Below are 24980 nucleotides of genomic sequence, written 5' to 3' on the forward strand. Positions count from 1 at the left end.
CACCGAGCATACACAAGCCAGAGGCCATCCCACACTGCTCCCGCTCACAAAAATGTCTAAAAATGTCGCTATTTCATTGGACGACAGCCCCTTCAAGCGTGTTTTGCCGCCGCTTGCACCCATGACTGACCGGTCATCCCAATCGGTCTTTTATCGGCAGAGGTAAAGCTTGGTTTGCCCGGGGTGCCGCCGCACCCTAGAATGCGCCGATGCGTGATGATCTCTCTCTTCTGCTGAACTCCCTCAACGATGCCCAACGCCAGGCCGTAGCAGCCTCCGTGGGTAGACAGTTGGTCCTGGCCGGTGCCGGTTCCGGTAAAACCCGGGTGCTGGTGCACCGTATCGCCTGGTTGATCCAGGTCGAGAACGCCTCGCCCCATTCGATCCTGTCGGTGACCTTCACCAACAAGGCCGCTGCCGAGATGCGCCACCGCATCGAACAGTTGATGGGCATCAACCCGGCCGGCATGTGGGTCGGTACGTTCCACGGCCTGGCACACCGCCTGTTGCGGGCCCATTGGCAGGAGGCCGGCCTGAGCCAGACCTTCCAGATCCTGGACAGCGACGACCAGCAACGTCTGGTCAAGCGGGTGATCCGCGAGCTGGGGCTGGACGAGCAGCGCTGGCCGGCCCGCCAGGCCCAGTGGTTCATCAACGGCCAGAAGGACGAAGGCCTGCGCCCACAGCACATCCAGGCCAGCGGCGACCTGTTCCTGGCGACCATGCGCAGCATCTACGAAGCCTACGAGGCCGCGTGCCAGCGCGCCGGGGTCATCGATTTTTCCGAACTGCTGCTGCGGGCACTCGACCTTTGGCGTGATCATCCAGGGCTGCTGGCGCACTATCAGAAGCGCTTCCGGCATGTGTTGGTGGACGAATTTCAGGACACCAACGCCGTGCAGTACGCCTGGTTGCGCCTGCTGGCCAAAGGCGGCGACAGCCTGATGGTGGTGGGTGACGACGATCAGTCGATCTACGGCTGGCGCGGCGCCAAAATCGAGAACATCCATCAGTACTCGGCGGATTTTCCTGACGCCGAAGTTATCCGCCTGGAACAGAATTACCGCTCCACGGCCGGTATCCTCAAAGCTGCCAACGCCCTGATCGCCAACAACACCGGGCGCCTGGGCAAGGAGCTGTGGACCGACGGCGGCGAAGGCGAAGCCATCAACCTCTATGCCGCCTTCAACGAACACGATGAAGCGCGCTATGTGGTGGAAACCATCGAGAGCGCGCTGAAAACCGGCCTGGCCCGCAGTGACATCGCCATCCTGTACCGCTCCAACGCCCAGTCGCGGGTATTGGAAGAAGCGTTGTTGCGCGAGCGGATCCCTTACCGCATCTACGGCGGCCAGCGCTTCTTCGAGCGCGCCGAAATCAAGAACGCCATGGCCTACCTGCGCTTGCTCGAAGGCCGCGGCAACGACGCAGCCCTGGAGCGAGTGATCAACGTACCGACCCGGGGCATTGGCGAGAAGACCGTCGAAGCGATCCGCGATCATGCTCGCCACAGCCATGTGTCCATGTGGGAATCCATGCGTCTGCTGGTCGACAACAAAGGCGTGACCGGTCGTGCCGCCGGCGCACTGAAGGCCTTTATGGACCTCATCGAGGACCTGGCCGCCAAATGCGCAGAAATGCCACTGCACTTGATGACCCAGACCGTCATCGAGCAGTCCGGCCTGATTGCCTATCACGAAGCGGAAAAAGGCGAGAAAGGCCAGGCCCGGGTAGAAAACCTCGAGGAACTGGTCAGCGCCGCCCGTAACTTCGAGAGCACCGAAGAAGACGCGGACCTGTCGCCCCTGGCGGCCTTCCTCGGCCACGCCTCCCTGGAGGCCGGTGACACCCAGGCCGAGGAACATGAAGACAGCATCCAGTTGATGACCCTGCACAGCGCCAAGGGCCTGGAATTCCCCTACGTGTTCCTGGTGGGCATGGAAGAAGGCCTGTTCCCTCATAAAATGAGCCTGGAAGAACCGGGGCGCCTGGAAGAAGAACGCCGCCTGGCCTATGTCGGCATTACCCGGGCGATGCAGAACCTGGTGCTGACCTACGCCGAAACCCGGCGTCTGTATGGCAGCGAGACCTACAACAAGGTGTCGCGCTTCGTACGTGAGGTGCCGAAGGGTCTGATTCAGGAAGTGCGCCTGTCCAACAGTGTCAGCCGTCCGTTCGGTGGCAGCCAACAGCACGGCACCAGCAGCCTGTTCGGTGGCAGCGACATCCCGGAGACCGGCTTCAGCCTCGGCCAGGCCGTGCGGCACTCGGTATTCGGCGATGGCGTGATCCTCAATTTCGAAGGCGCCGGCGCCCAGGCCCGGGTGCAGGTGAATTTCAGCGAAGGCAGCAAATGGCTGATGCTGGGGTACGCCAAGCTCGAGGCAATCTAGAAGGTTTTCTCGACACTTTCATATGTGGGAGCGAGCCTGCTCGCATGGCGGTGAATCAGACAACGTTGATGTTCACTGACACTACGCCATCGCGAGCAGGCTCGCCCCCACATTGACCTTTCAGCATCTGGCTGCTTTCCGATAGAACTTGTCCACCTTTCCTACAGCCCAAAGCGAACAGGCCCTCTTGCGCTTCTGAAGCTGAACCTAAGCTGTCACGCAAAAGCCCGAAACACTCTGCCGCTAGCCAGCAACAGTTCACCTGTGCAACATGGCGCGCGTGCTATTCACAAATGGGAATGCCTTTATATGAAACGTTTTCTGAGCATCGCCATGGCGTTGTGCATCGGCCTGACGATGGCCATCGACGCCAATGCCGCCAAGCGCTTTGGCGGTGGTAAAAGTGCGGGCGCGGCCCCGACTCACCAGACCAGCCAGATGGCGCCGTCCTCCGCAGCCGGTCCAACTGCCGCCACCGCAGGCGCGGCCGGTGCCGCGGGCGCAGCCACCAAGGCCGGCGGTGCTTCGCGCTGGCTCGGCCCCCTGGCCGGTATCGCCGCCGGTGGCCTGCTGGCCTCCATGTTCATGGGTGGCGGTTTCCAGGGCATGCAGATCTTCGACATCCTGATCCTGGCGGTCATCGCCTTCCTGGTGTTCCGCTTCGTTGCCGCCCGTCGTCGCAAGCAGCAGGAGCAGTACGCTCCGGCCGGCCATGCGCCAATGCAGCGTGAAACGTTCAACCAGCAGCCTGCCGGTGGCTCGATTTTCGGCGGTTCTGCACCCGTGGCCGCTCGCCCGGTCATCAACGCTCCTGCCTGGTTCAACGAACGGAACTTCGTCGAGGCCGCGCGCACCCACTTCCACTCCCTGCAGCAGCATTGGGACGCGAACGAAATGGACAAGATCGCCGAGTTCGTGACCCCGCAACTGCTGGAGTTCCTCAAGCGCGAACGTGCCGACCTGGGTGATGGCTACCAGTCCACCTACATCGACAATCTTCAGGTGCAACTGGACGGTGTCGATGATCGCGCCGACAAGACCATCGCTACCCTGACCTTCAGCGGTGTGTCGAAGGACTCTCGCTTCGATCAGGGCGAAGCGTTCAGCGAAAGCTGGAACATGGAGCGTGCCCAAGGCGAGAACCAGCCTTGGCTGGTGGCAGGTATTCGCCAGAACGGTTGAACCTTTGCGCGTTTCGCCTGTTGAAATAAGAGAACCCCGGCTCAAGCCGGGGTTTTCTATTTCGCGGTTGCATCTATGGCGCGCTACTGTATAAACCGCCTCATGTAAAACCGCGCCATCGAGAAAGAGGACACCCGGACGTGGAAGAAATCATCGAACAATTGCGTGAAGCCAACGAACCGGTACCGGTTCCACTGGAGTTGCCCGACGAAGACTTGCTGGTAGAGATCGAAGAGCAGTTGTTCATCGATATCCCGTTCGTCTTCAGGGAGTTTTTGCTGACCGTCAGCGATGTCATCTATGGCAGCCTGGAACCGGTCACCGTTACCGATCCCAACTCCCATACCTACCTGCCGGAAGTGGCCGCCACCGCCTGGGATGCGGGTGTCGACCGCAGCCTGATTCCGATCTGCCAGGACGGCGACGATTATTATTGCGTCGAAGAAGACGGTACCGTGGTGCTCTGGCAAGCCGAAGAAGAACTGATTGCCGAAGAAACCTGGGAGTCCGTTTGGCACTGGGCGCGGGACGTCTGGCTGGAAAGCTGATCAGTATCAGGGATCAATGCCCGGACGACTCCTTGTGGTTGTCCAGGGTTTCCATCAAGGCCACCTGCATTCTTGTATGCAGGCGGACAAACCAGCGCCAGAGCAATGCCGCCACGGCAGTCGCTACCACCGCAATCAACACCAGCAGCTTGTTGGTCGGCAGGATACTGGCCGACAAGGCTGCCAATAGCAGGAAAATCACCAGCAACGAGAGGATGGGGATCACTTCGGCGATCACCCGTCGCACCCGCTGGGTGTGACGACCGGCCATCTCGGCCTTCACGCCCATCTCCGCCAGCAGCATCGACAGCGCCTTGAGCTTGCGATAGGCCGCGATCAGGAAGGGCAGCGACAACAGCAGCGCCCCGCCCCAGATCAGCGCTTTCTGCCAGCTCGGGTCGCTGATCCAGTCTTGCAGATAGACCGACATCCGCTCGGCGAAATACCCGCCCGACACAAAAATCGCGATGACCAGTGCCAGGTTGATGCCCACCTGCAGCAGGATTCGCCTGATCATCGAAGCAATCAACGCACCTTCGCCGCGAGGCTGGATGCTGCGCAACCATTCACCGTACATGCCCAGCACCCGGGTCAGCCGTCGCGGCATCACGGTCGCCAATTTAAGAGACAACGGATCGGCGGCACGGATCAGGTACGGCGTCAGCAACGTGGTCAGCACCGAGACGGCGACCGCCACCGGGTAGAGAAAGTCGCTGGTGACCTGCAGCGTCATCCCCAATGAGGCGATGATGAAGGAGAACTCGCCAATCTGCGAAAGCCCCATCCCGACCCGCAGAGAAGTACGTCCATCGTTGCCGGCGATAAAGGCGCCGAGACCGCAGGACAACATTTTGCCCAGCACCACGGCCGCCGTGATCACGGCAATCGGCCAGGCGTATTGCAGCAATATGGCCGGATCGAGCATCAGGCCTATCGCCACGAAAAAAATCGCACTGAACAGATCACGCACCGGCTCCACCAGGCGCTCGATCTTCAGCAACTGCCGGGACTCGGCCATGATCGCCCCGATCAGGAACGCCCCGAGCACCATGCTGTATTCCAGTTTCACCACCAGCAGGCAGAAGCCGAAACACAGGCCCAGTACGGTGATCAGCAGCATCTCGTTACTGTCGAACTTCGCCACGTAGGCCAACAGCCTCGGCACCAGCAGGATGCCGACGACCAGTGCGACGATCATGAACAAAGACAGCTTGCCGACGGTGGAGAATACTTCGCCGGAACTCACCGTCCCGCTGACAGCGATGCTTGATAACAAGGCGATGATGCCGATGCCCAGGATGTCTTCAACGATCAGCACGCCGAAAATCAGCTGCGCGAAGCGTTCGTTCTTCATCTTCAGGTCGTTGAGCGCCTTGACGATGATCGTAGTCGAGGAAATGGCCAGGATCGCGCCCAGGAACAGCGAGTCCATGGTATTCCAGTCAAACCAGCGACCGATCTCATAGCCGATCCAGATCATCAGCACGATTTCGAGGAACGCCGCGATGAAGGCCGTGGCGCCGACCTTGAACAGCTTGCGCAGGCTGAACTCCAGGCCCAGACAGAACATGAGGAAGATCACACCCAGCTCGGCGAGGGTCTTGATGGTGTCTTCGTCATGGATGAAACCGAACGGCGGCGTATGGGGGCCGATGAGGAAACCGGCAACGATGTAGCCCAATACCACCGGTTGCTTGAAACGATGGAAGAGCACGGTTACCAATCCGGCTGCCATCATGATGATTGCCAGGTCTTGAATGAAATTGATGGCATGCATCGGTCGGGCTCCCTGATCAAATGACTCATCGCCAAGCTGGATAAGTCCGCTTCCTTTGTAGGAAATGCCCATGCAATGGGCTTTTGCAGGTTAACACCGCGACTTCCGACAAAAAGACGGTGCAATATATGGAAACAGATCCATCGGCGCGTGACGGCAGGCACAGGCGCAGCGTCCCGATATCGATGGTTTTGATAAACCTGATGGCCTATGGGCCAGCGACCAGCGCCCGCAGAGGTGCACTCCCTGAATTGCTGCCTTGAACCGTGAGTACGTTATGGAACCCGGAAACGCCCAACTGTCGATGACGGTGTTGATGACCCCCGATATGGCCAACTTCTCTGGCAATGTCCATGGCGGCACCTTGCTCAAATACCTCGACGAAGTCGCCTATGCCTGTGCCAGCCGTTATGCGGGACGCTACGTAGTGACCTTGTCAGTGGACCAGGTGATCTTTCGCGAACCGATTCATGTCGGCGAACTGGTGACCTTCCTGGCGTCGGTGAACTACACCGGCAACACGTCGATGGAAGTGGGCATCAAGGTCGTGACCGAAAACATTCGCGAACGCTCGGTGCGCCACACCAACAGTTGCTTCTTCACCATGGTGGCGGTGGATGACCAGCGTAAACCCGCGGCAGTCCCGCCCTTGCAACCGCAGAACAGCGAAGCAAAACGCCGCTACGAGCAAGCGCAGCAGCGCCGGCAGATCCGTCAGGAACTGGAAAAGCGTTATCAGGAGATCAAGGCGGACGGGCCTTAACCATTCAGCCTGTGGGACCGAGTCGCGCCCTTCGCGAGCAGGCTCGCTCCCACAGTATCTGAACCTACTCGGTCAACGGTGGGAGCGAGCCTGCTCGCAAAGGGGCCGGTGAGGATCAAAGACTGATCGGCACCGCCTCGAACCGTACCCGCGGATGTGCGATCCGGTCCTGGGCACGGACCAGCTCCAACTCATAGCTGGCGCACGCCTGGGTTTCCAATAGCACCTCATGCACCGCAGCCGCGGTGAATTCGAAGGCCGCCACCAGGTTGTCTCCCAGCAGGACCCGCGCCAGGAACAGCCCCGACGTCAGGTCTCCCACGCCCACGGGCTGGCGAGGGAAAGCCAGTAGAGGACGGCTCAGGTGCCAACTGCCATCGGCGGTCACCAGCAGCATTTCGAAGCGATCTTCGGGCTTGCCGGGGTAGGCCAGGTGTTTGACCAGGACAGCCTTCGGTCCGCGTGCCATGAGCGCGCGAGCCATGGCGAGGCAGTCGAACAGCGACTGCGCCTTGCGCCCCGAGAAACTGTCCAGCTCCAGTTGATTCGGGCACATGAGGTCAGCCACGGCTGCCGCTTCATCCAACAGGAACTCACTGACCTCGGGCGCCACGATACAGCCCTTCTCCGGGTGCCCCATGACCGGATCGCACAGATACAACGCCTTGGGGTTAGAAGCCTTGATCCGAGCCACGCCCGTCAGAATCGCCCGCCCCTGAGCGGCACTGCCCAGATAACCGGACAGCACCCCGTCGCAATTGCCCAGCTCGCCAATCGCGGCGATGCCTTCGACCAATGCCGGTATCTGCTGCGGCGCAAGCACCTCGCCGGCCCATTGGCCGTACTGGGTGTGATTGGAAAATTGCACGGTATTGAGCGGCCAGACATTCACGCCGACACGCTGCATGGGAAATACCGCAGCGCTGTTGCCTGCGTGGCCGAATACCACGTGGGACTGGATGGCAAGCAGATGGGGCGTCCGTTTCATGGGGAGAGGTTTCCGTAAAACGATTGAAATTCAAGCCGCGCAGTATGCGACTAAACGCAGCCTGTACGACAGACCGGCGACACAGTTAAGCTGATAGCAACTTGTGGGAGCACTTCGTTCATGCTGACTCTTGGAAACATTTTCGTGCTGATGCTGCTGGCCACCGGCGGCGCCTGGTTGTGGCACAACCATGGCTTGCGCGAACGGGCCCTGGCGAGGGTCGTGCAGCATTGCGCCAACCTCAAGATCGAGCTGTTGGACGGCAACGTAGCGCTGAAGAAAATCGGCTTCGTGAAGGATGGCAGTGGGCGGCGCAGGCTGGCCCGTGTCTACAATTTCGAGTTCACCGTCACGGGGGAGTCCCGTCATGCGGGCACCATTACCCAGTTCGGTGCCCACAGCGCGCAAATCGAACTCGCGCCGTATCCGATGCCCTTCGAAGAAGCACCCGAAGCGCCGATTGAACCGATCCAGACCAGGCCTCGGGCCGAGGTTATCGAGTTGAGCCAATGGCGCCAGGAACACAACAAGTGGAAGCCTTGAAACGGGTCTGACTCAGAATCGCCGACAGTTCGCCAGGCCGGCTTGCAACGCGTCAACGTCTTGCGGCTGACCGAAAATCAGTTCTAGCCGCGAATCCTGGCGCCACTCGCTGGTTTGCCAGGTCAGCGCTCCCTTATCCAGTGCATTGGCCGACACCCAGCCATCGACGCTGTGGATAACCAGTTTCGCCCGTGTCCAGTTTCCGCCTTGCAGCCATTCCGTCAGGGCCGTCGGATCGAAGCGCTGGCTCGGGTGCCAACGCCAGCCGATGCTCCAGCCCTCTTCCTGCTGTTGATGCAGGCAAATCGGCAACGTCGGATCACTCCAGATCGTCGGCATCTGGCCCACATCCCTTGGCAGATTCAAGTTATCCACAGCCCCACTTCCCTGCACACCAAACCCCGGCAGCCTGTCGAGGGGCAATGCAGCCTGTTGCGTCCAGTGCTGCGTAAGAGGCGGTAGCTGGGCGGCGATTCGAGCGCGGTCGGTTTCACTGAGGCCTTCGGACTTGTTCATCACCAGCAGTCCGGCATCGGCCAGCGCTTGCTGCTGCGCCTCGGGCAAAGGTCTGCCCTGGGCCAGCGCCTGGGCATCCAGGACCATTACGCAGGGCTGGACCGCCAGAACGCCAAGCCACGGCGCCAGCTGGAGTTGCCGCAGCAGTTGCGCAGGATGACCCAGGCCGGACGGCTCGATAAACAGCCGGTCCGGTCGTGCCTTGCGCAGTAGACGGCCGAGGCCGATCTGGAACGGCGCGCCATTGACGCAGCACAGGCAGCCCCCGGCCACCTCGCCCAGTGCGATACCATCGGCCTCCTGAGTCAGCAAGGCGGCATCCAGGCCGATCTGGCCAAACTCATTGATCAGCACTGCCCAGCGCTCATCGGCCGGACGCTGGGCCAGCAGTTGCCTGATCAGGCTGGTCTTGCCGGCGCCCAAGGAACCGGCAATGACATGGGTGGGGATGTTCTGCAACATAATCGGCGACTTTTGATGGAGGTGAACGATGCGGATAATCGGTTGGTGCTTGTTGGCGCTGATTTCAAACCAAGCACTGGCCCAGGCCTGTGTGGTTCACAGTCAAGCGGAGCGGCTCGATGTAAAAGTCTGCCAGCAGAACCGCAACATCCCGCCCAAACTGTTCGCTGACGGCTTCTGCCAACCGAACCTTGCCGGACAGAAAGTCGAGGTGCAATACGTCGATCAGTGCCCTGGAGGGGCCTTTGGCATCTGCAGCAACGCCCAAGTCGCCAATATGCCTTACCGCCAGGATATTCACTATTACGGCGTCACCACCGACGCCGCTTATCTCAAGCCGTTTTGTGAAGGGAAAAGCCAGGGTATCTGGCTCAAGCCTTAGGCCAGCCAATCCAGCGTGAGGATCAAGCGGCGTTCTCCCGGGGCCGGCTCCGGCGAGCGATGAATCAGGCCGAAGCCTTCATTGCCCAGCCACTTTTCACCTTTTAGCAACGCCACTTCGCCACTGCACAGCTGCTGGATCACCTGCCGATCACGGGGCTCGGCGTCAGGTTGAGCCAGCCGTCGACGTTCCATGACGCCCTCCTCAAGCCATTCGCTGCCAGCACCGGCATACGTTGTGATCAGCCGCACCGGCACATGATCGACGTGAAAGCGTGGGCACATGGCCTTGTCCAGCGTCCGCAGACGCATGCCGATCCGCTTGGCGCCCAGCAGGCAGGCAAACGCGCTGACCAGCCAGGCGACATCGGCAACGAAGCCTTCGTAGCCGTGCAGGTCGCTGAAACCGGCGGCAAGCCCCTTCAGTTCAGGTTGCGAGTCCTCCTCCGGGATCTCGAGTACCAGCGACTCGGCCAGCGCTTGATCCATCGAAAGCACCAACGCCGCAAAGTCACTGATGTGCGCCGGAAGCTGACGCTGCCAGACCGCCAGGTTGGTGCCGTCTTCCAGAATCTGCGCCAGGGTCCGCGGGGTATCGCCCAGAACCTGCCGAACCTGGCGCTCCTGTTTCAGAGTGGGCGCCAGCATCAGGCCGCGACCTCGTCATGCCAGGAGCCGAACGGGTCTGGCAGCAAGCGCCAACTCTCCATACCCTGGGCCATTTCCGCATCTGTGAGCAGGCATCCGTCCAGCTCTTCAGCGAGCAGGTCGAAGTCAATGTTCTGGCCGATGAAGACCAGTTCCTGGCGGCAATCCCCAGTGCCGGGCAACCAGTTTTTCATGATGGCCGCGGTGCTTTCCGCATCCTGGGGCCATTGATCCTTGGGCACGAACCGCCACCAGCGCCCGGCAAACCCATGTCGCATCAATCCGCCTGCCTGAGACCAACTGCCCGCGTCTTCAGGTTTGCTGGCCAGCCAGAAGAAGCCTTTGGAGCGTAGCAGCTTGCCGTTGATCCAGGGTCGTTCTATCAGGTCGAAGAAGCGCTGGGGATGGAAAGGCCCGCGCGCCCGGTAGACTGTCGAAGCGATGCCGTATTCCTCGGTTTCAGGCGAGTGCTCGCCACGCAACTCCTGCAGCCAGCCGGGCGCTTGAGCCGCACGCTCGAAGTCAAAACGACCGGTGTCGAGGATTTCTCCCAGGGGCACCTGCCCCATGACCATGGGCATAATCTTCGCGTGAGCGTTGAGACGCTTGAGGATAGCCATCAGTTCTTCCCGCTCGTGGCGGCTAATCAGGTCGATCTTGCTGATCAGAATCACGTCGGCGAACTCGATCTGTTCAATCAGCAGATCCGTGATCGAACGCTCATCTTCCTCGCCCAGTGTTTCGCCTCGCGATGCAAGGTTCTCGGCGGCTTGGTAATCCGGCAGGAAGTTCAGGCCGTCGACTACCGTCACCATGGTGTCGAGCCGTGCCACATCCGCCAGGCTTCGGCCTTCTTCATCACGGAACGTGAAGGTTTCAGCCACCGGCAAAGGCTCGGAAATGCCGGTGGATTCGATCAGCAGATAATCGAAGCGCCCTTCCCTGGCCAGTTGCCCGACTTCTTCCAGCAGGTCCTCACGCAAGGTGCAGCAGATGCAACCGTTGCTCATCTCCACCAGCTTTTCCTCGGCGCGGTTCAGGCTGACATTACGCTGAACTTCGCTGCCATCGATATTGATCTCGCTCATATCGTTGACGATGACCGCAACACGCAGGTTGTCACGATTTCGTAGAACGTAGTTGAGCAGCGTGCTCTTACCGGCACCGAGAAACCCGGAGAGCACAGTTACGGGAAGACGATTGGGCATCAGGTATATCCTCATCGGACGGCCGTGTTGGAAGTGTGTGTTGTGGCGCGTTTTGTCAGGCTGTCGCTTCGGTCAGGGCGATTTATTTTATGTTATAGTATAACAACAAATGCTCGCTAGCCCGAAACTCCAACTCTTCGAGAATTACTGATGCGCATTCTTTTGAAATTCGTACTGGCGGGCCTGATGCTGTCAGGCGCTCTGGAGGCGTCTGCCCGAACCTCGTTACTGGCAAACTGCACACGCAGCGCGAACTTGCTGGCTTGTTCCGATGAGCAAGGCAATGCCTATAGCGTCATGACGGCAGGGAACACGGTTTATTTGCGCGGTTTTGAGGTGAAGGGCAGCCGACATTGGGCGCAAACGACCAGCCGTTACGGGCAATTGACGTTCTTCACGGGCTTGGCCTCCGACGGTGAAGCTTGGGTTGGTTACAGTCGACGCGTGGGCTGGACCACCCTGAATCGCTTTTCCAGTTCAGGCGGTGCAGCCGGTAAATTCATCTGCGGACGCATAAACGGCTGCCAGGATTCACGCTGATGTTTCACGTGGAACGATCATAAGAACCGCATGAAACTCTGTTCATGAAAAAGATCTGGTTGAATTTATTGTTACACTATAACATAAGCTTTGACCCCATGACGGATCTTGATCATGAATGCGTTTGCGCTTCCGGACATCGCTGCCCAAGCTTCGCGCCAAGCCTTGCCTCTCGATTGGGTGGGCATGTGTGGCGTTGCCTTGCCTGTGTTGATCGAGGGACAACAACTGAGTGCTATAGCCGACCTTGGCGTCAGCCTCGACGATGTGGACGCTCGCGGTATCCATATGTCCCGTCTGTACCTGGCATTGGAGATGCTCGAAAACTCGACGCTTTCTCCCCCGCTGTTGCAACGTGTCTTACTGCATTTCCTGGACAGTCATGAAGGCCTTTCACAAGCCGCCTCCCTGACCCTTCACACCGAATTGCTGCTAAAACGCCCTGCCCTGGTCAGTCCGTTATCAGGCTGGAAGCGCTACCCGGTGAGTATCGAAGCGCACCTGAAACATGATGTGTTCCACGTGGAACTGAGCATTGAAATACCCTACTCATCCACCTGTCCATGCTCGGCGGCACTTGCCAGGCAGCTGATCCAACAGCAGTTCATGGATGATTTCGCGAATAAATCTTTGGAGCATGCTGAGGTTCTGGCCTGGCTGGGTTCCTCACAAGGGATCGTTGCTACGCCACACAGCCAACGCAGCATCGCCTCCCTGAACATTCGCTTGAGCACGGGTAGCAGCCACTTGCCGCTGCTACGGATCATCAATCAGGCCGAAGCCGCCTTGGGCACCGCGGTACAAACCGCAGTCAAACGCGCCGACGAACAAGCATTCGCCCTCGCCAATGGTCAGAACCTGATGTTCTGCGAGGATGCCGCTCGACGATTGAGTCAGGCCTTGAGGCAGTCACCCGACGTAATGGCACTCAATGTGCGCGTCGTTCACGCGGAAAGCCTGCATGCCCATGACGCCGTGGCGCAAAGCCGCTGGACACGGGAGGCAGCATGATCAGTTGCCAAGCCTTGCGTTGGGGCCCACCGGGGCGTCCGCTCACACCCGAGCTGTATGTTGAGCGCCCCGCAGGCAGCCTGACGGCGATCATCGGTGCCAACGGTTCGGGCAAAAGCAGCCTGCTGAAAGTCCTCGCGGGGTTGCAAAAGCCCCTCTCCGGAAAACTCACCCTGACGGTTCCACGTCGGGGAGGCGTCTCGTTCCTGCCGCAGCAGCAACACCTGGATCGACAATTTCCCATCAGCCTGCAAGAGCTGATAGCCGCAGGAGCTTGGGGTAGTCGACACACACCGGCCCAGCGAAGCCAGCGACTCGGAACCGCGCTGGAGAACTGGGCATTGACCGGCCTGGAGAATCGCCCACTCATGGCGTTGTCTGGAGGCGAGTTACAACGCGCTTTACTCGCTCGCTTGAGTCTGGCTGAAGCGCCGTTGCTCTTACTTGATGAACCCCATGCGGCGCTCGATGAAGAGGGTCAGGCGTTGTTGTGGAAACACATTCACACCTGGCATGCCGAGGGCCGCACCTTGGTGGTGGTGTGTCATGACCTTGCCGCTGTACGCCAGCATATTCCCCACACTTTGTTGGTCAGCGCCACAGGCTGCACGTTGGGTCGCAGCGTCGAAGTGATTACCCAACAACCTCATATAAAGGTGGCTTGATGCTCGCGGCCACCCATCTCTGGCAGCCCTTCCAGGAATTCGTTTTCATGCGCCGAGCGTTGCTTGGCGGCCTGGTACTGGCCTGCAGCACAGCGCCGTTGGGGGTGTTTCTGATCCTGCGACGCATGAGCCTGATCGGCGACGCCGTGGCCCACGGCATCCTGCCCGGCGCCGCGCTGGGCTTCTGGTTCGCGGGACTGAGCCTGCCCGCCTTGACCTTGGGCGGCCTCGGCGCGGGCCTGGGCATGGCCGGGCTTGCGGCGTGGGTCACCCGTCGAACGGGTCTGCGGGAAGATGCGAGTCTCGCGGCAATCTATCCCATCTCACTGGCGGCTGGCGTGCTGATCCTCGGCGTGGCCGGTAAACGCCTGGACCTGCTGCACCTGTTATTCGGATCAGCCTTGGCGGTGGACGGCCCGACTCTGACCGGCATGCTTTGGGTGTCGGCGGCGAGCCTGATTGCCATGGCGCTGATCTACCGCCCTTTATTACTCGACACGCTGGATCCGCTGTTCCTGCAAACCGTCAGCCGTCTAGGCCCGTTGGCCCATGGTGTATTCCTGACCTTGGTGGTGCTGAACCTGGTGATCGGCTTTCAGGCCATTGGCGCCCTCATGGTGGTCGGCCTGATGATGTTGCCGGCCGCCGCCTCGCGGTTCTGGAGTCGTCGCTTACCGCCCCTGATGGCCATCGCTGCGCTGCTCGGTTGCCTCTCGGTCTGGTTTGGCCTGTTGTTGTCCTTCTATTTCTCGCTGCCCAGCGGTCCGGCCATCGTGCTGGTTGCGGGGATGTTTTATCTACTGTCCGTGATAGTCGGTCCGGTACACGGTCTGCTGCGCCGCCCGCCCCTGCTCACATCCCCATGAGGTGTTTCCCGATGCGCGTTCTGCTCGTGCTGTTCAGTCTGATGCTGTCGATGTCCTTGTCCGCTGCCGAGAAACTTCAGGTGGTCACCAGCTTCAGCATTCTCGCCGACATAACCCGACAGGTCGGTGGCGAGCATATCCAGATCACCAACATGGTCGGACCAGACGCCGATGCGCACACGTATGAACCGACGCCGGACGATGCCAAGGCGCTGCTCGGTGCAAAATTGATCATCAAGAATGGACTGGGCTTCGAGCCGTGGCTGGATCGCCTGGTCACCAGCACCGAAACCGGCGCGCCGGTTATCAGTGCCAGCCGAGGCGTGATTCCGCGCTCATTGGATGAAGACGGTGAGACCGTTCCGGACCCACACGCCTGGCACAACCTGGCGAATGCCGAGCTGTACGTGCGCAATATCACCAAGGCACTGGAAGTCGCCGACCCAGCCAACAAAGCCGACTATGAGCGCAACAGCCAGGCGTACCTGAAGAAGATTTATGCGCTGCTTGCCGATGCCAAAGCCAAGCTCGGTTCCCTGCCGCCTGGCAACAGGAAGATCGTGACGTCTCACGACGCATTCGGTTATCTGGGTCAGGCCTATGGCATCGACTTCATGGCACCCCAGGGACTGTCCACCGAACGCGAGCCGTCAGCCGCCGAAGTCGCAGCGCTGATCACCCAGATTCGTCAGGCACACGTCAAAGCGGTGTTCATGGAAAACATCAAGGACACCCGCCTGCTGAAGCAGATCGCTGATGAAAGCGGCGCGCACATTGGCGGTACGCTGTACTCCGACGCCCTCGCCGCCAGCGGACCGGCCAGTACCTTCACCGGCCTGTTCGAATACAACCTCAACACGCTGTACGACGCGCTGTCCAAGCCGTAACCGTCAGTTTCACCTACACAGCGGTCAAGCCCTCGGCTTGACCGTTCCGCAATCCTGCCCCAACCACACGGCGCGGGTATCGAGGCTGCCATTCTGCTGGATACCGGTGGCATTGAAGGTGCCATTGACCTTGGTGGTAAATTCCCGATCGCTCTGAAAGGTGGCGATGCCGTTACCCTGGGCTTTCGGGCAACTGAAGCGAAACTTCCACTGATTGCCGGTGCGCTCGGTGATCTGCTGTTTGCATCCCGACTGCGGATCTTGCAGCGGGATGTCATTGGTTTGGACTTGGGCCGGCGTCAGGCATACCCGAATCCCCTTCCCACCCATGGTAATGCCCTGCTTTTCCAGCATCGCCCGCTGCTCCGGCGTGATCTGGTTCTGCAACTGGCCGAGAATAAGTTGCAGGTCTGGCAGGTTCTGGTTATCGACTTTCATGTTGCTTGAAGTCAGTTCCCACAAACCTGGCTGAAGCATCTGTGCCTGAGCCGCCACAGGAACTGACAAGCCAACCGCCAAGGCCAAACCCAGCAGACGAACATTCATTGCAAGAACTCCAGAGGACAAGTGGCCGTTAGACGCCGCCTACGGGCTTCGGTTCAAGCTCGGCGGCGGTGAATTAATTAGCGACATTCGTCATGGAACATGGTCTGTTAGGCATTGAAACTTCAGGAGCAAGGCTGCCCCATGGATTATTTCGGACCGCATGTTTTCGGTTACCTGATTGCGTTGCTTCATACCCTGGGTTCCATCGCCGCGGTGCATGCCGTGCTTACGGTGCGCACCGCCCAAGGCTCGATCGCCTGGGCCCTGTCACTGGTGTTCATCCCCTACCTGACGTTGATTCCTTATCTGGTGTTCGGTCGCAGCACCTTTGATGGTTACATCAAGGCACGCCGGCAAGCCAACGAAGAAATGCGCAAGGCCGTGTCCGAGCTGAATTGGCGCCCATGGGTCGAAGAGGCCCTGACCGCCCGTGCCTCCCAGGCCTACGACTCGCTACGCGCCATGCCCAAACTGGGTCGCACACCCTGCCTGGCAAACAACGAAGTGCGTTTGCTCGTCAACGGTCACGCCACGTTCGAGGCCATTTTCCGGGCCATCGAAAGCGCCCGTGAAGCGGTGCTGATCCAGTTCTTCATCATCCATGACGACCGACTTGGCCAACGCCTGCAGACGCTGCTTTTAAAGAAAGCCGCCGAAGGTGTAGCGGTGTATCTATTGTATGACCGGATCGGCAGCCATTCCCTGCCCCACCGCTATGTCCAGGCATTGCGCGATGGGGGTGTCCACGTCAAGGCGTTCGCCACCCGCAGCGGCTGGCTCAATCGTTTCCAGGTCAACTTTCGTAACCACCGCAAGATCGTCACGGTGGACGGTGTGCTGGGGTTCGTCGGCGGGCACAACGTGGGGGACGAATACATGGGGGAGATGCCACCATTGTCGCCGTGGCGCGACACCCATGTCGAAGTACGCGGCCCCGTGGTGGCGAGCATGCAGGAGTCATTTGCTGAAGACTGGTTCTGGGCTGCCCGTTCATTGCCCCCCTTGATCCTGCCGGACACTTACCCCGATGACGGCGTGCTCTGCCAGTTGCTGGCCAGCGGGCCGGCGGATGCCCAGGAAACCTGCTCGCTTTTTTTCGTCGAAGCCATCCATGCCGCCAGCGAACGGGTCTGGATCACTACGCCCTACTTCATTCCTGATGAGTCGGTATTCGCCGCATTGCGCCTGGCGGTGCTGCGCGGGGTGGACGTGCGCATCCTCCTGCCTTCACGACCGGACCATAAGATCGTCTACGCCGCCTCCAGCCTGTACGCATTCGAAGCGGTCCGCGCCGGTGTGCGCGTCTTCCGCTACAAGCCAGGTTTCCTGCATCAGAAAGTGGTACTGATCGACCGGGAAATCAGCGCCATCGGCAGCGCTAACCTGGACAATCGTTCGTTCCGGTTGAATTTTGAAGTGATGCTGCTGACGGTGGATATTCCGTTCGCCACCGAGGTCGAGCAGATGCTCGAAAAAGACCTCGCTCAAGCCCACGAAGTCGCCAAAGAGGAAAGCCGGGAAACCCACCGCCTACAGAAAGTCGGCATGCGGGTCGCCCGACTTATTTCGCCGATCCTTTAAGGGGTGTAGATATCGTCGCGGGTCCAAGGCAAGTCATGGCTGCCATCGGCATAAGCCTTCACCGCCAGGATCTGATGCAGATTGATCCACCCCTTGGCGAATGCATAGGCGCATCCGGCCAGGTACAAGCGCCAGATTCGCAGCGCCTGCTGCGGCACCTCTTTCGACGCGGCCTCCAGATTGTCTTCGAGCCGCTCACTCCAGTGATCCAAGGTGCGCGCGTAGTGCAAGCGCAAGCTCTCCACATCGACAATTTCCAACCCGGCCTCACTGATCTGGGCTGAAATCATCGACAGGTGCGGCAGCTCCCCATTGGGGAAAACGTACTTCTCGATGAAGTCCCCCGCGCCGCGTCCGACCGGACGGCCATCAGTATGTTTGGCTGTGATGCCATGGTTCATTACCAGCCCACCCTTGCGGACCGCACCAAACAACGTCTTGCAGTACTGCTCCAGATTGGCGTGCCCCACATGCTCGAACATGCCAACGCTGACGACCTTGTCGAAGCGACCGTCCTGCGGAAGGTCCCGGTAATCCAGCAACTGCAATTCCACCTGGCCCTCCAGGCCCTCCGCTTTGACCCGCTCCCGGGCCAGGGCCAGTTGCGCTTTGCTCAAGGTGATACCGAAGACCCTCACGCCGAATTCCCGTGCCGCATAACGCGCCAACCCACCCCATCCGCAACCGACATCCAGCATGTATTCACCGGGCTGCAGCCGCAGTTTGCGGCACAGGTGACGGAACTTGGCTTGTTGGGCCTGCTCGATGGTTTCGCTGCCCGTTTCGAAATAGGCGCAGGAATAGGCCATGTCGCTGTCGAGCCACAGCTGATAAAACGCGTTGGAAAGGTCGTAGTGATAGGAAATCGCCTTGGCGTCGGTTTCCTTGTCGTGGACTGAACGTACCGGCAGGCTATCGCCCTCTTCGTCCACCAGGGCCTGGCTCCATTCATCGCAGACCCGGATCACTTCGCTGATCGAGCCTTCGAGTTCGAGCTTGCCTTCGACAAACGCCGCCCCCAGCGCGTCCAGGCTGGGATGGGTGAGTTGCGCGACCATCTGTGGGTCCTTGACCACGATCGTGACGCTGGGATCGGCACCCAGCGTGAATTCGTGGCCGTCCCAGAGCCGCAGCCGAAGCGACAGTTGGAGATTCTGTAAGGCCGGTGGAAGTTGCGCGAGCATGAAATAACCCCCCTTGTTTCAGACGTCTGAAATGAGGGTAGACCATCGTAGAAAAATAGCAGGCTATCGAATTTATAGCCTTTTTCTATCGTCGCCCGAATTCGCTCCTTGAGCCGGTACTGCCAACTGTTTGGACCCTCTCCCACCATGGACTGCAAGTTCTACGGACAAGTTCTACCCCTCGTCCTGGACCTTCAGCAACGGTTCCTGAAAGCGTAGCAGCCTTCCGGCATTTCCCAATACCAGCAACGTGCTCAGGTTATGTAGCAGCGCCGCGATCATTGCCCCCGCCGCGCCAAGCCAGCCGAAGGCAGCAAAGGCGACAATCGCCAGCGTCCAGCCCAGGCCAATGATCACGTTGACCTGAAGCGTATGCCGGCATTGGCGGCTGAGCCGCACGCAGGTACCGAGCCGCCTCAGGTCGCTGCCGATCAGGACGATGTCCGCAGACGCCAGGGCAATGTCCGCTCCACCCGCCCCCATGGCGACACCCACCACCCCGGCCTTGAGCGCCAGCGAATCATTGATGCCGTCGCCGACGACCATGGGGCGAAAGCCGTTGTCGATTTCTGTCATGACTCGCTTGAGTTTGTCCTCCGGCAAGGCCTGGGCCTGCACATCGGCGATTCCCACTTCGCGGGCAAGCGTAGTGGCCACGCTCCGCCGATCACCCGTCAGCAACAGTTGCCGTCCCAGGCCCAGCGTCCGCAGCTCAGCCATGGCGACCTGCGCTTCCGGCTTGACGCTATCGGCCAGCAACAGCCAGGCAAGGAACCGTCCATCCAGGGCCAGCCCGGCAATCGGACCGTCATGATCAGGTACCGTTGACGTTTCGATGCCCAGCTGAGCAAACAACTCAGGTCGACCAAGAGCCGCTTCGCCCTGGCTGGTCATCGCCACGACACCCAGGCCCTGACGCTCGTGAATGTCCGTCAATGGCAGATATTTTTCCTGCTCCACCAGCCCAGCCAACGCCCGGCTGACCGGATGGCTGCTGGCCGAGCCCAGGCTGGCGGCCAATGGCAACAGGGACGGCTGATCGCTCTCTGCACTTTCGATGGATTGCAGGCGCAAGGTGCCGTAGGTCAGGGTTCCGGTCTTATCGACAACCAGTGACGTCAGGTCCGCAAGCTCTTCGAGAAAAGCCGAGCTGCGGATCAGGATGCCATGGCGTGCCGCCACTGCAATCCCTGCAATAGCGGTCGCCGGCGCCGACAACACCAGGGCACAAGGACAGGCCGCCACCAACACAGCCAGCATCGCCTGGGCATCGTTGGTAATGAACCAGGTCACCGCCGCCAGCAACAGCACCAACACCAGGTAGCTGCCAGCATAACGCTCCAGCAACCGGGTGATGGGCGGCTTTGAGCGTTCGGCGTTTTGCATCAGGGCGATAACCTTGCCCAGCGTCGACTCGTGCCCGGTGCGGGTCACTTCCAGACGCAGCAATCCATCGAGATTGATCGCCCCACCGAACACCTCGGTGCCCATCACCGCTTCCAGCGGCACGGATTCACCGGTAATAGGCGCAGTGTCGAGGCTGGCCTGGCCGGACAACACTCGTCCGTCAGCCGGTACGCGATCACCGGCACGCACCTCGACCGTATCGCCGGGCCGTAGCGTGGCGTTGTCGACTTCAATGATCGAGCCATCGGCCAGCACCTTGCGTCCCAGGCTGCGCGTCAGTTGACCCAAGGCGTGGATGGCTTCCTGGGAACCGATGACGCTGCGCTCTTCCAACACATGGCCGAAAATCATGATGATCGGCAGCAGCGCAGCCGTCAGCAGATCCCCCGTGGCCCAAGCCCCCAGCATCGCCAAGGCGATCAACTGATCGGTGATGCCATGCAGACTCGGATAACGCAGGCTATACCACGCCGAGCGCATCACCGGCACCGCGACCAACAGCGAAGCGACACCCAACAGCAACTGGCTGACCCCGGTCTGCTCCGGCGACCAGCCGCGCCATACCAGACCTAGCGCAAGCAGACCGAGGGCAAGCATCGCCAGGGTCAACTGGCGAGCGGCCGTGCGTTGCTCAGCGGAAGACAACATCGGAACGGCGGCAGTTTGCGCGCTCATTGCTCAGCTCCCTGAATGATCAGGCGGGAATCATCTTTCGGGTCGACCGTGGTCACTGACCCGGCCTGGCGGAGAATGCCGGGCATGCGCTCGCGATACAGGCGCAGCAGCAGTTGCGGATCAGCGTCTTTGGTCTTCGCCAGGCTGAGCACCGTAGCGGTGTCGGCCGAGGCCTTGGCGAGCCGTTCGCTGGCCTGGGCGTGAGCCACCTGCAGGGCGCGGTCGGAATCCTGGCGAGCGGTCTGGGTCAGTTTCTCGGCTTCGGTGCGGGCATTGGCAACGGCTTTGTCGGCCTGCTGACTGGCCGTCAGCACCGCATTGAACGCGCTTACCGCAGGGCCCGGCAAACTCGACTGAACATCGACCCGTACCACTTCGATCCCCAGCCCCTGCCCCGTAGCGGCAAGATCGGCCAGCCGTCGGTTGATGCCTTGCACAAGATCACCGCGCAGGCGTTCGCGGCGTTCGGCGGCCTGGTTGTCACTGCCGATCAGTTCAGGACGGGCGACCAGAATCGTGTCCAAGTCCCGAGCCGCTGCGAGGGTCACCGCGCTACGGGTGACCAGGCGATCCAGCGCTGGCAGGACGTGCTCACCCTGCAAGACGAACGCATAAGGTTCGGTGACTTTGTAGAACACCCGCACATCCAGCTGCACCACCCCGGCGTCACCCGTTAGTAAATAGCCAGAGCCGGCCAGGGCATCGCTGACCGGCGAGGCAAAACTGGCGACACGATCAGCCTGCAAGGCCGCATCCGAGCGCAGCAGGTTTTCCACGCGGCGCTCCAAGACCCGGTCCGCCGCCGGAAGCAGGATCACTTGTTCCACAGGACGCGGCCATGCCAATAGGAGCCCGGCATTCTGAATGCGATCCAGAGCGCCAAAGTGCAGTACCACGGCTCGGTTTTGAGGGTCGATCTGCCGAACATTGGAAAAGACCCAGGCCAACGCAGCCAGGATCGTGACAGCGTAAAGTGCCAGGAATGCCACGCGTCCAGCCTGAATCCAGGGGCTGGATAACTCATTTGTTCCACGTGGAACCACACTCATGGTTGTGTTCCACCTTTAAGTTCCACAGACGGCGGACCGTCCACCAGCACCCTGAACGGCGCCGCATCCGTGCGCAGGATCAGTTTGGTACCGGGGCTGACAATGGTGCCCAAGGTGTCCAGCGAACGCAGCAGGTTGTAAAGCTGAGGCGAACCGGCATAGGCCCTGCCATAGATTTCAGCGGCTTCTACTCGGGACTGGGCCTCGATATCGGCGGCTTTCACTGTGGCGTCAGCCTGCACGATCCGCGCATCGCGTTCGGCGGCGGAGCGAATTTGCGCGGCTTCGCGTTTACCGATGGCGGTGCGTTCAGTGGCGATGGTTTCCCGCTCGGCACGCATGCGATCCACCGTCGCGGTCAACGTCACCGAAGGCAACGTCAGACGCTCAATGCCCACTTGCAGTACTCGCACGCCATAGGTGGCGAGCAACTGCTGTTCGATCTGCTGGCGCAACTGCGCTTCAAAATCGCCGATGCGTACCTGGCTGGCGTCGGTGTTCACCAGATTCGCCAGGTCAAAACTGGCAGCCGTGGTTTCCAGGGCCGAGCCCACGAACGTGCGAATCTGCCGGGCGGCTTCGTCCGGTTGGTTCTGTACAGCACGCATGAAGCGTTGGACGTTATCTGGATCACCCTGAACCTGCCACGCCACGTAGGCTTGAACGATGATGCGCAAGCCGTCACGGGTACCGACATCCTGCAGCCCGCTGGACGTGGTGCGCAGCCGCAAGTCCACCGGAAGCGCCGCCTCGAACGGCGCCGGCCAGCGCCACCCCAGGCCAGGTTGCAGCAGCACCCGTGCCGGATTGCCGAAACGGGTGATCACGGTCGCCTCCCCCGAACGCACCTGGACCAGGCTCGCGGCCGCAACGGCAAACGCTACCAGCAGCGCCGCCCAACCCATGCGCCGCCAGGGAAATGGCCCGGCCTCCTGCGGATCCCCGTGATGATGATGGTGATGTCCATGATGATGACCGGCATGGCCGTGATCATGACCGGTGTGATCGTGATGATCGTGGGAAGAAGACTGGCTCAATGGGCAGCTCCTGGCTGGACAAGGTTACGCGGCGATGCGGGATCTGCCGGAAGCGTGAAAGTGCGTAGATCGATGGTCGGCGCGTTACCGCTGCCGCCCAGACGGTGATCGAGAACCAGCAACTTGGCATTGCCAAGGCCCCGGCTCAGTTGGCTGAGGTACTGCTCCAGCACAAAGGCGTGGCCGGCCGTGGCGTAGGCCTTGCGTTCAGCAGTGAAGCGCAAGTCGGAAGCCTGGGCGGTCGCGTTGATTTCCCGGGCAGTGGCCTGGGCCTGGTCGTGGGCAATACTGGCTTGCAGTTGTGCCTGGTTGGTCTGCTCCGCCGCAGCGCCGCGCTCCCGGGCAATCAAAGCCTGGGCGCCGATCTGCGCCGCTTGCACGCCATGGTAGGCATTAGCCGCACCCGCTGGTGGGTGGATCGCTTCGACGACAGTGGCGAGGATTTCCACGCCACTGTCGAGCCTCTGCAAATCGGCTTGTACAGCCCGACCGATTTCATCGGCCAGGCTGACCCGATCTGCTCCCAGCAAACCATCCAGCGTGCGCGAGGCAAACTCATGCACCAAGACGCGGCTGGCGGTGCTGCGAATCAGTGTGGGGATGTCGGCGCTGTTGTAGGTGGCGGCCAGCGCCGCCGCATCGGTGAGACCAATGCGATAGACAAAACGCACATCCATGTTGACGATCTGGAAGCTCTGCTGATCGGCACGACGGCTGGCAATCACCTGGGATTTATCGTTCACATGGCTGGCGTCCCACAAGCGATTGGCAATCGCCGGTGCTGGACCTTCCGCCGACTCGGTCTCGGTGCTCGCCCCGCTTTCGCCCACGCTGGTGGCCAGTTCATGGACGATGCCGTTTTCGACGTTAAGCACCCGACCCAACGGCCAGGGCAAGCCGAACTGCAGGCCAGGACCGAACACTTCCACCGGCTTACCAAAACGCTCGTAGATACCGCGCCCTTGCAGCGGTACTTCATGCACGCCCGTGAGCAGCCAACCCACCAGCGACACCAGCGCCAGCACCGGCAAAAAAGCGCGGCGCATGTAGCTGAACGCCCAGATCTGACGCAGGTCGATGCCAAAACGATTGTGCAATTCGTGTTGCAGGGCCAGCAACGGCTGCGGCGGCCAGCGCAGCAGGTCGGCGATGACGCTGCGACCCAGCAAGGTGGGTTCCAGGGAATCCCGGCGTGGGCTGAACAATGACAGCACAGCCCGCAGCAACAGCTCCGCCGCCGCCAGCCCCGGCAACACCCCCATCAGCACCGCCAGGCGCACCGGCCAGACGGACGATTCGCCGGCGAACAACAGACACAGTGCGCCGAGCACCAGCACGATAATCGCCAGGCGGGTCAGCTGCGCCAACGGCAGCGCTTCCGGCCATTCAAGGGTGGGTTGCTGCGCCAGTTGCCGTTCAAATACCAACAAGCCGAACGCCAGCAATAATGAAAGCGCTGCCCCGACACTGGCCGACGCACCAAGCGTGGTCGCCGGCAACGCCAGATTCCAGGCTTGTTCCAGGCTCAACAGCACCACCCCTGCCCAACCGGCCAACCACAACGTCGGCGCGCCGATCTGTTTCAGCAGGCCGATCCACCGCGCGCTGATGCGCTCCAGCAGTCGCTCATACCAGCCGGATTGATCAATCGGTTCACGCTCGACGGCTGGGATCTGCGCCGTCGATAACGCCGGTAGCAATGCCCTGTTGCGCCACTGCGTCACCCACCAGGCGGATTGCAGACCGGCCACCAACACCAGCAACGCGGCACTTTGACTCGCCAACAAGGCCGGCCACAGTGATTGCGGCGAAAACAGCCCGACAAAGAACCCCGTCACCAACCCCAGACCCGCCAGGAAGGCCAGGGCAAAAGCGATCCGCTTCAGACGCCGCCCGTGGGATTGTGCCTGCTGAAAGCGTGGCCACTCGGCCACCTGTGTCCCCTCGACATCAAGATCGACTTGCATACCACCCCAGCACTTGTGGCGATCAAAGACCGGGCGTGTGGACAGACTTCACCACCGCTTCGTTATAAGGCGTTACCTTATAACCATAGCTGTGAAATTTCTGTTTTTAATTCTTCATGTTGGATGGCAAAACCGGTGAGATGAACAGGGCCTTTG

Annotated in this window: 23 protein-coding genes; 12 read left to right on the forward strand and 11 right to left on the reverse strand. The window is 60.6% G+C overall.

Translation table 11 applies throughout. The features are described from left to right. The first annotated feature begins 209 nt into the window (after nucleotides 1-209). The 3 genes from uvrD (at nucleotide 210) to ACODTO_RS13770 (ending at nucleotide 4123) form a co-directional block, all read left to right on the forward strand. Nucleotides 210-2393 carry a DNA helicase II gene (uvrD, locus tag ACODTO_RS13760; RefSeq protein ID WP_139641319.1) on the forward strand — a complete coding sequence of 728 codons (2184 nt, stop codon included), beginning with the start codon at nucleotides 210-212 and terminating at the stop codon, nucleotides 2391-2393. A gap of 309 nt (nucleotides 2394-2702) precedes the next feature. Beyond that, nucleotides 2703-3575, forward strand: a complete 873-nt coding sequence (locus ACODTO_RS13765) for a Tim44 domain-containing protein (protein WP_175385404.1) — start codon at nucleotides 2703-2705, stop codon at nucleotides 3573-3575. Nucleotides 3576-3715: 140 nt separating this feature from the next. Further along, the gene (locus ACODTO_RS13770; RefSeq protein WP_041023443.1) at nucleotides 3716-4123 is read left to right on the forward strand and encodes an SMI1/KNR4 family protein; all 408 of its coding nucleotides are present in this window, start codon (nucleotides 3716-3718) and stop codon (nucleotides 4121-4123) included. A 13-nt stretch (nucleotides 4124-4136) separates the two neighbouring features. On the opposite strand, the gene ACODTO_RS13775 is transcribed toward ACODTO_RS13770, so the two are convergent. Further along, nucleotides 4137-5900, reverse strand: coding sequence for a cation:proton antiporter (locus tag ACODTO_RS13775; RefSeq protein WP_139641323.1), 1764 nt, complete (start codon nucleotides 5898-5900; stop codon nucleotides 4137-4139). Nucleotides 5901-6177: 277 nt separating this feature from the next. Here ACODTO_RS13775 and ACODTO_RS13780 point away from each other — a divergent pair, with 277 nt between their 5' ends. After that, entirely contained in the window at nucleotides 6178-6663 is a 486-nt protein-coding gene (locus tag ACODTO_RS13780; protein ID WP_003187124.1) for an acyl-CoA thioesterase, read from the forward strand. Between the two features lie 115 nt (nucleotides 6664-6778). Here the strand turns inward: ACODTO_RS13780 and pdxY are convergent, their stop codons facing one another. Then, nucleotides 6779-7651, reverse strand: a complete 873-nt coding sequence (gene pdxY / locus ACODTO_RS13785; protein WP_139641325.1) for a pyridoxal kinase PdxY — start codon at nucleotides 7649-7651, stop codon at nucleotides 6779-6781. 120 nt (nucleotides 7652-7771) lie between these two features. On the opposite strand from pdxY, the gene ACODTO_RS13790 reads away from it, so the two are divergent. Continuing rightward, nucleotides 7772-8194 (forward strand): DUF3301 domain-containing protein, encoded by a 423-nt coding sequence (locus ACODTO_RS13790; RefSeq protein ID WP_139641327.1) that lies wholly within the window; start codon nucleotides 7772-7774, stop codon nucleotides 8192-8194. 12 nt (nucleotides 8195-8206) lie between these two features. Here the strand turns inward: ACODTO_RS13790 and ACODTO_RS13795 are convergent, their stop codons facing one another. Then, on the reverse strand, nucleotides 8207-9172 hold the full coding sequence (locus ACODTO_RS13795) for a CobW family GTP-binding protein (protein ID WP_139641329.1): 966 nt from the start codon (nucleotides 9170-9172) through the stop codon (nucleotides 8207-8209). A gap of 28 nt (nucleotides 9173-9200) precedes the next feature. Here ACODTO_RS13795 and ACODTO_RS13800 point away from each other — a divergent pair, with 28 nt between their 5' ends. Next, nucleotides 9201-9554 (forward strand): NADH:ubiquinone oxidoreductase, encoded by a 354-nt coding sequence (locus ACODTO_RS13800; RefSeq protein ID WP_464710005.1) that lies wholly within the window; start codon nucleotides 9201-9203, stop codon nucleotides 9552-9554. Here ACODTO_RS13800 and ACODTO_RS13805 read toward each other — a convergent pair. Further along, nucleotides 9551-10201 (reverse strand): DUF1826 domain-containing protein, encoded by a 651-nt coding sequence (locus ACODTO_RS13805; RefSeq protein ID WP_489106582.1) that lies wholly within the window; start codon nucleotides 10199-10201, stop codon nucleotides 9551-9553. The genes ACODTO_RS13800 and ACODTO_RS13805 overlap by 4 nt on opposite strands. Then, on the reverse strand, nucleotides 10201-11409 hold the full coding sequence (gene zigA / locus ACODTO_RS13810) for a zinc metallochaperone GTPase ZigA (RefSeq protein WP_489106583.1): 1209 nt from the start codon (nucleotides 11407-11409) through the stop codon (nucleotides 10201-10203). Before zigA ends, ACODTO_RS13805 begins: the two co-directional genes overlap by 1 nt. A 186-nt stretch (nucleotides 11410-11595) precedes the next feature. Here zigA and ACODTO_RS13815 point away from each other — a divergent pair, with 186 nt between their 5' ends. The 5 genes from ACODTO_RS13815 to ACODTO_RS13835 all read left to right on the forward strand — a co-directional run bounded on the left by ACODTO_RS13815 (nucleotide 11596) and on the right by ACODTO_RS13835 (nucleotide 15378). After that, a complete protein-coding gene (locus ACODTO_RS13815; protein WP_434007060.1) occupies nucleotides 11596-11949 on the forward strand; it encodes a glutamine synthetase in 354 nt (117 codons plus the stop codon). 114 nt (nucleotides 11950-12063) lie between these two features. Then, entirely contained in the window at nucleotides 12064-12960 is an 897-nt protein-coding gene (folE2, locus tag ACODTO_RS13820; RefSeq protein ID WP_489106584.1) for a GTP cyclohydrolase FolE2, read from the forward strand. Continuing rightward, nucleotides 12957-13625, forward strand: a complete 669-nt coding sequence (locus ACODTO_RS13825) for a metal ABC transporter ATP-binding protein (RefSeq protein WP_139641341.1) — start codon at nucleotides 12957-12959, stop codon at nucleotides 13623-13625. Before folE2 ends, ACODTO_RS13825 begins: the two co-directional genes overlap by 4 nt. Further along, on the forward strand, nucleotides 13625-14491 hold the full coding sequence (locus tag ACODTO_RS13830; RefSeq protein WP_139641342.1) for a metal ABC transporter permease: 867 nt from the start codon (nucleotides 13625-13627) through the stop codon (nucleotides 14489-14491). The genes ACODTO_RS13825 and ACODTO_RS13830 overlap by 1 nt, the downstream gene beginning before the upstream one ends. A gap of 11 nt (nucleotides 14492-14502) precedes the next feature. Further along, entirely contained in the window at nucleotides 14503-15378 is an 876-nt protein-coding gene (locus ACODTO_RS13835) for a metal ABC transporter substrate-binding protein (protein ID WP_139641344.1), read from the forward strand. A gap of 24 nt (nucleotides 15379-15402) precedes the next feature. Here the strand turns inward: ACODTO_RS13835 and ACODTO_RS13840 are convergent, their stop codons facing one another. After that, the gene (locus ACODTO_RS13840) at nucleotides 15403-15924 is read right to left on the reverse strand and encodes a DUF3617 domain-containing protein (RefSeq protein ID WP_139641346.1); all 522 of its coding nucleotides are present in this window, start codon (nucleotides 15922-15924) and stop codon (nucleotides 15403-15405) included. 141 nt (nucleotides 15925-16065) lie between these two features. Here ACODTO_RS13840 and cls point away from each other — a divergent pair, with 141 nt between their 5' ends. Beyond that, on the forward strand, nucleotides 16066-17505 hold the full coding sequence (gene cls, locus ACODTO_RS13845; protein ID WP_464710008.1) for a cardiolipin synthase: 1440 nt from the start codon (nucleotides 16066-16068) through the stop codon (nucleotides 17503-17505). On the opposite strand, the gene cfaB is transcribed toward cls, so the two are convergent. The 5 genes from cfaB to hflK (ACODTO_RS13870) all read right to left on the reverse strand — a co-directional run bounded on the left by cfaB (nucleotide 17502) and on the right by hflK (ACODTO_RS13870) (nucleotide 24824). Continuing rightward, on the reverse strand, nucleotides 17502-18689 hold the full coding sequence (cfaB, locus tag ACODTO_RS13850; RefSeq protein ID WP_489106585.1) for a C17 cyclopropane fatty acid synthase CfaB: 1188 nt from the start codon (nucleotides 18687-18689) through the stop codon (nucleotides 17502-17504). The two genes, cls and cfaB, sit on opposite strands and share 4 nt — an antisense overlap. 174 nt (nucleotides 18690-18863) lie before the next feature. Then, nucleotides 18864-20771 carry a heavy metal translocating P-type ATPase gene (locus ACODTO_RS13855; RefSeq protein WP_139641352.1) on the reverse strand — a complete coding sequence of 636 codons (1908 nt, stop codon included), beginning with the start codon at nucleotides 20769-20771 and terminating at the stop codon, nucleotides 18864-18866. Next, nucleotides 20768-21820: a protease modulator HflK gene (gene hflK / locus ACODTO_RS13860; protein ID WP_175385395.1), complete on the reverse strand. Its 1053-nt coding sequence runs from the start codon at nucleotides 21818-21820 to the stop codon at nucleotides 20768-20770. The genes ACODTO_RS13855 and hflK (ACODTO_RS13860) overlap by 4 nt, the downstream gene beginning before the upstream one ends. Next, nucleotides 21817-22857 carry a protease modulator HflC gene (gene hflC / locus ACODTO_RS13865; RefSeq protein WP_489106586.1) on the reverse strand — a complete coding sequence of 347 codons (1041 nt, stop codon included), beginning with the start codon at nucleotides 22855-22857 and terminating at the stop codon, nucleotides 21817-21819. The genes hflK (ACODTO_RS13860) and hflC overlap by 4 nt, the downstream gene beginning before the upstream one ends. Then, nucleotides 22854-24824 (reverse strand): protease modulator HflK, encoded by a 1971-nt coding sequence (gene hflK, locus ACODTO_RS13870; protein ID WP_489106587.1) that lies wholly within the window; start codon nucleotides 24822-24824, stop codon nucleotides 22854-22856. Before hflK (ACODTO_RS13870) ends, hflC begins: the two co-directional genes overlap by 4 nt. Between the last annotated feature and the right edge of the window lie 156 nt (nucleotides 24825-24980).

Source organism: Pseudomonas sp. FG13, from assembly GCF_057809755.1.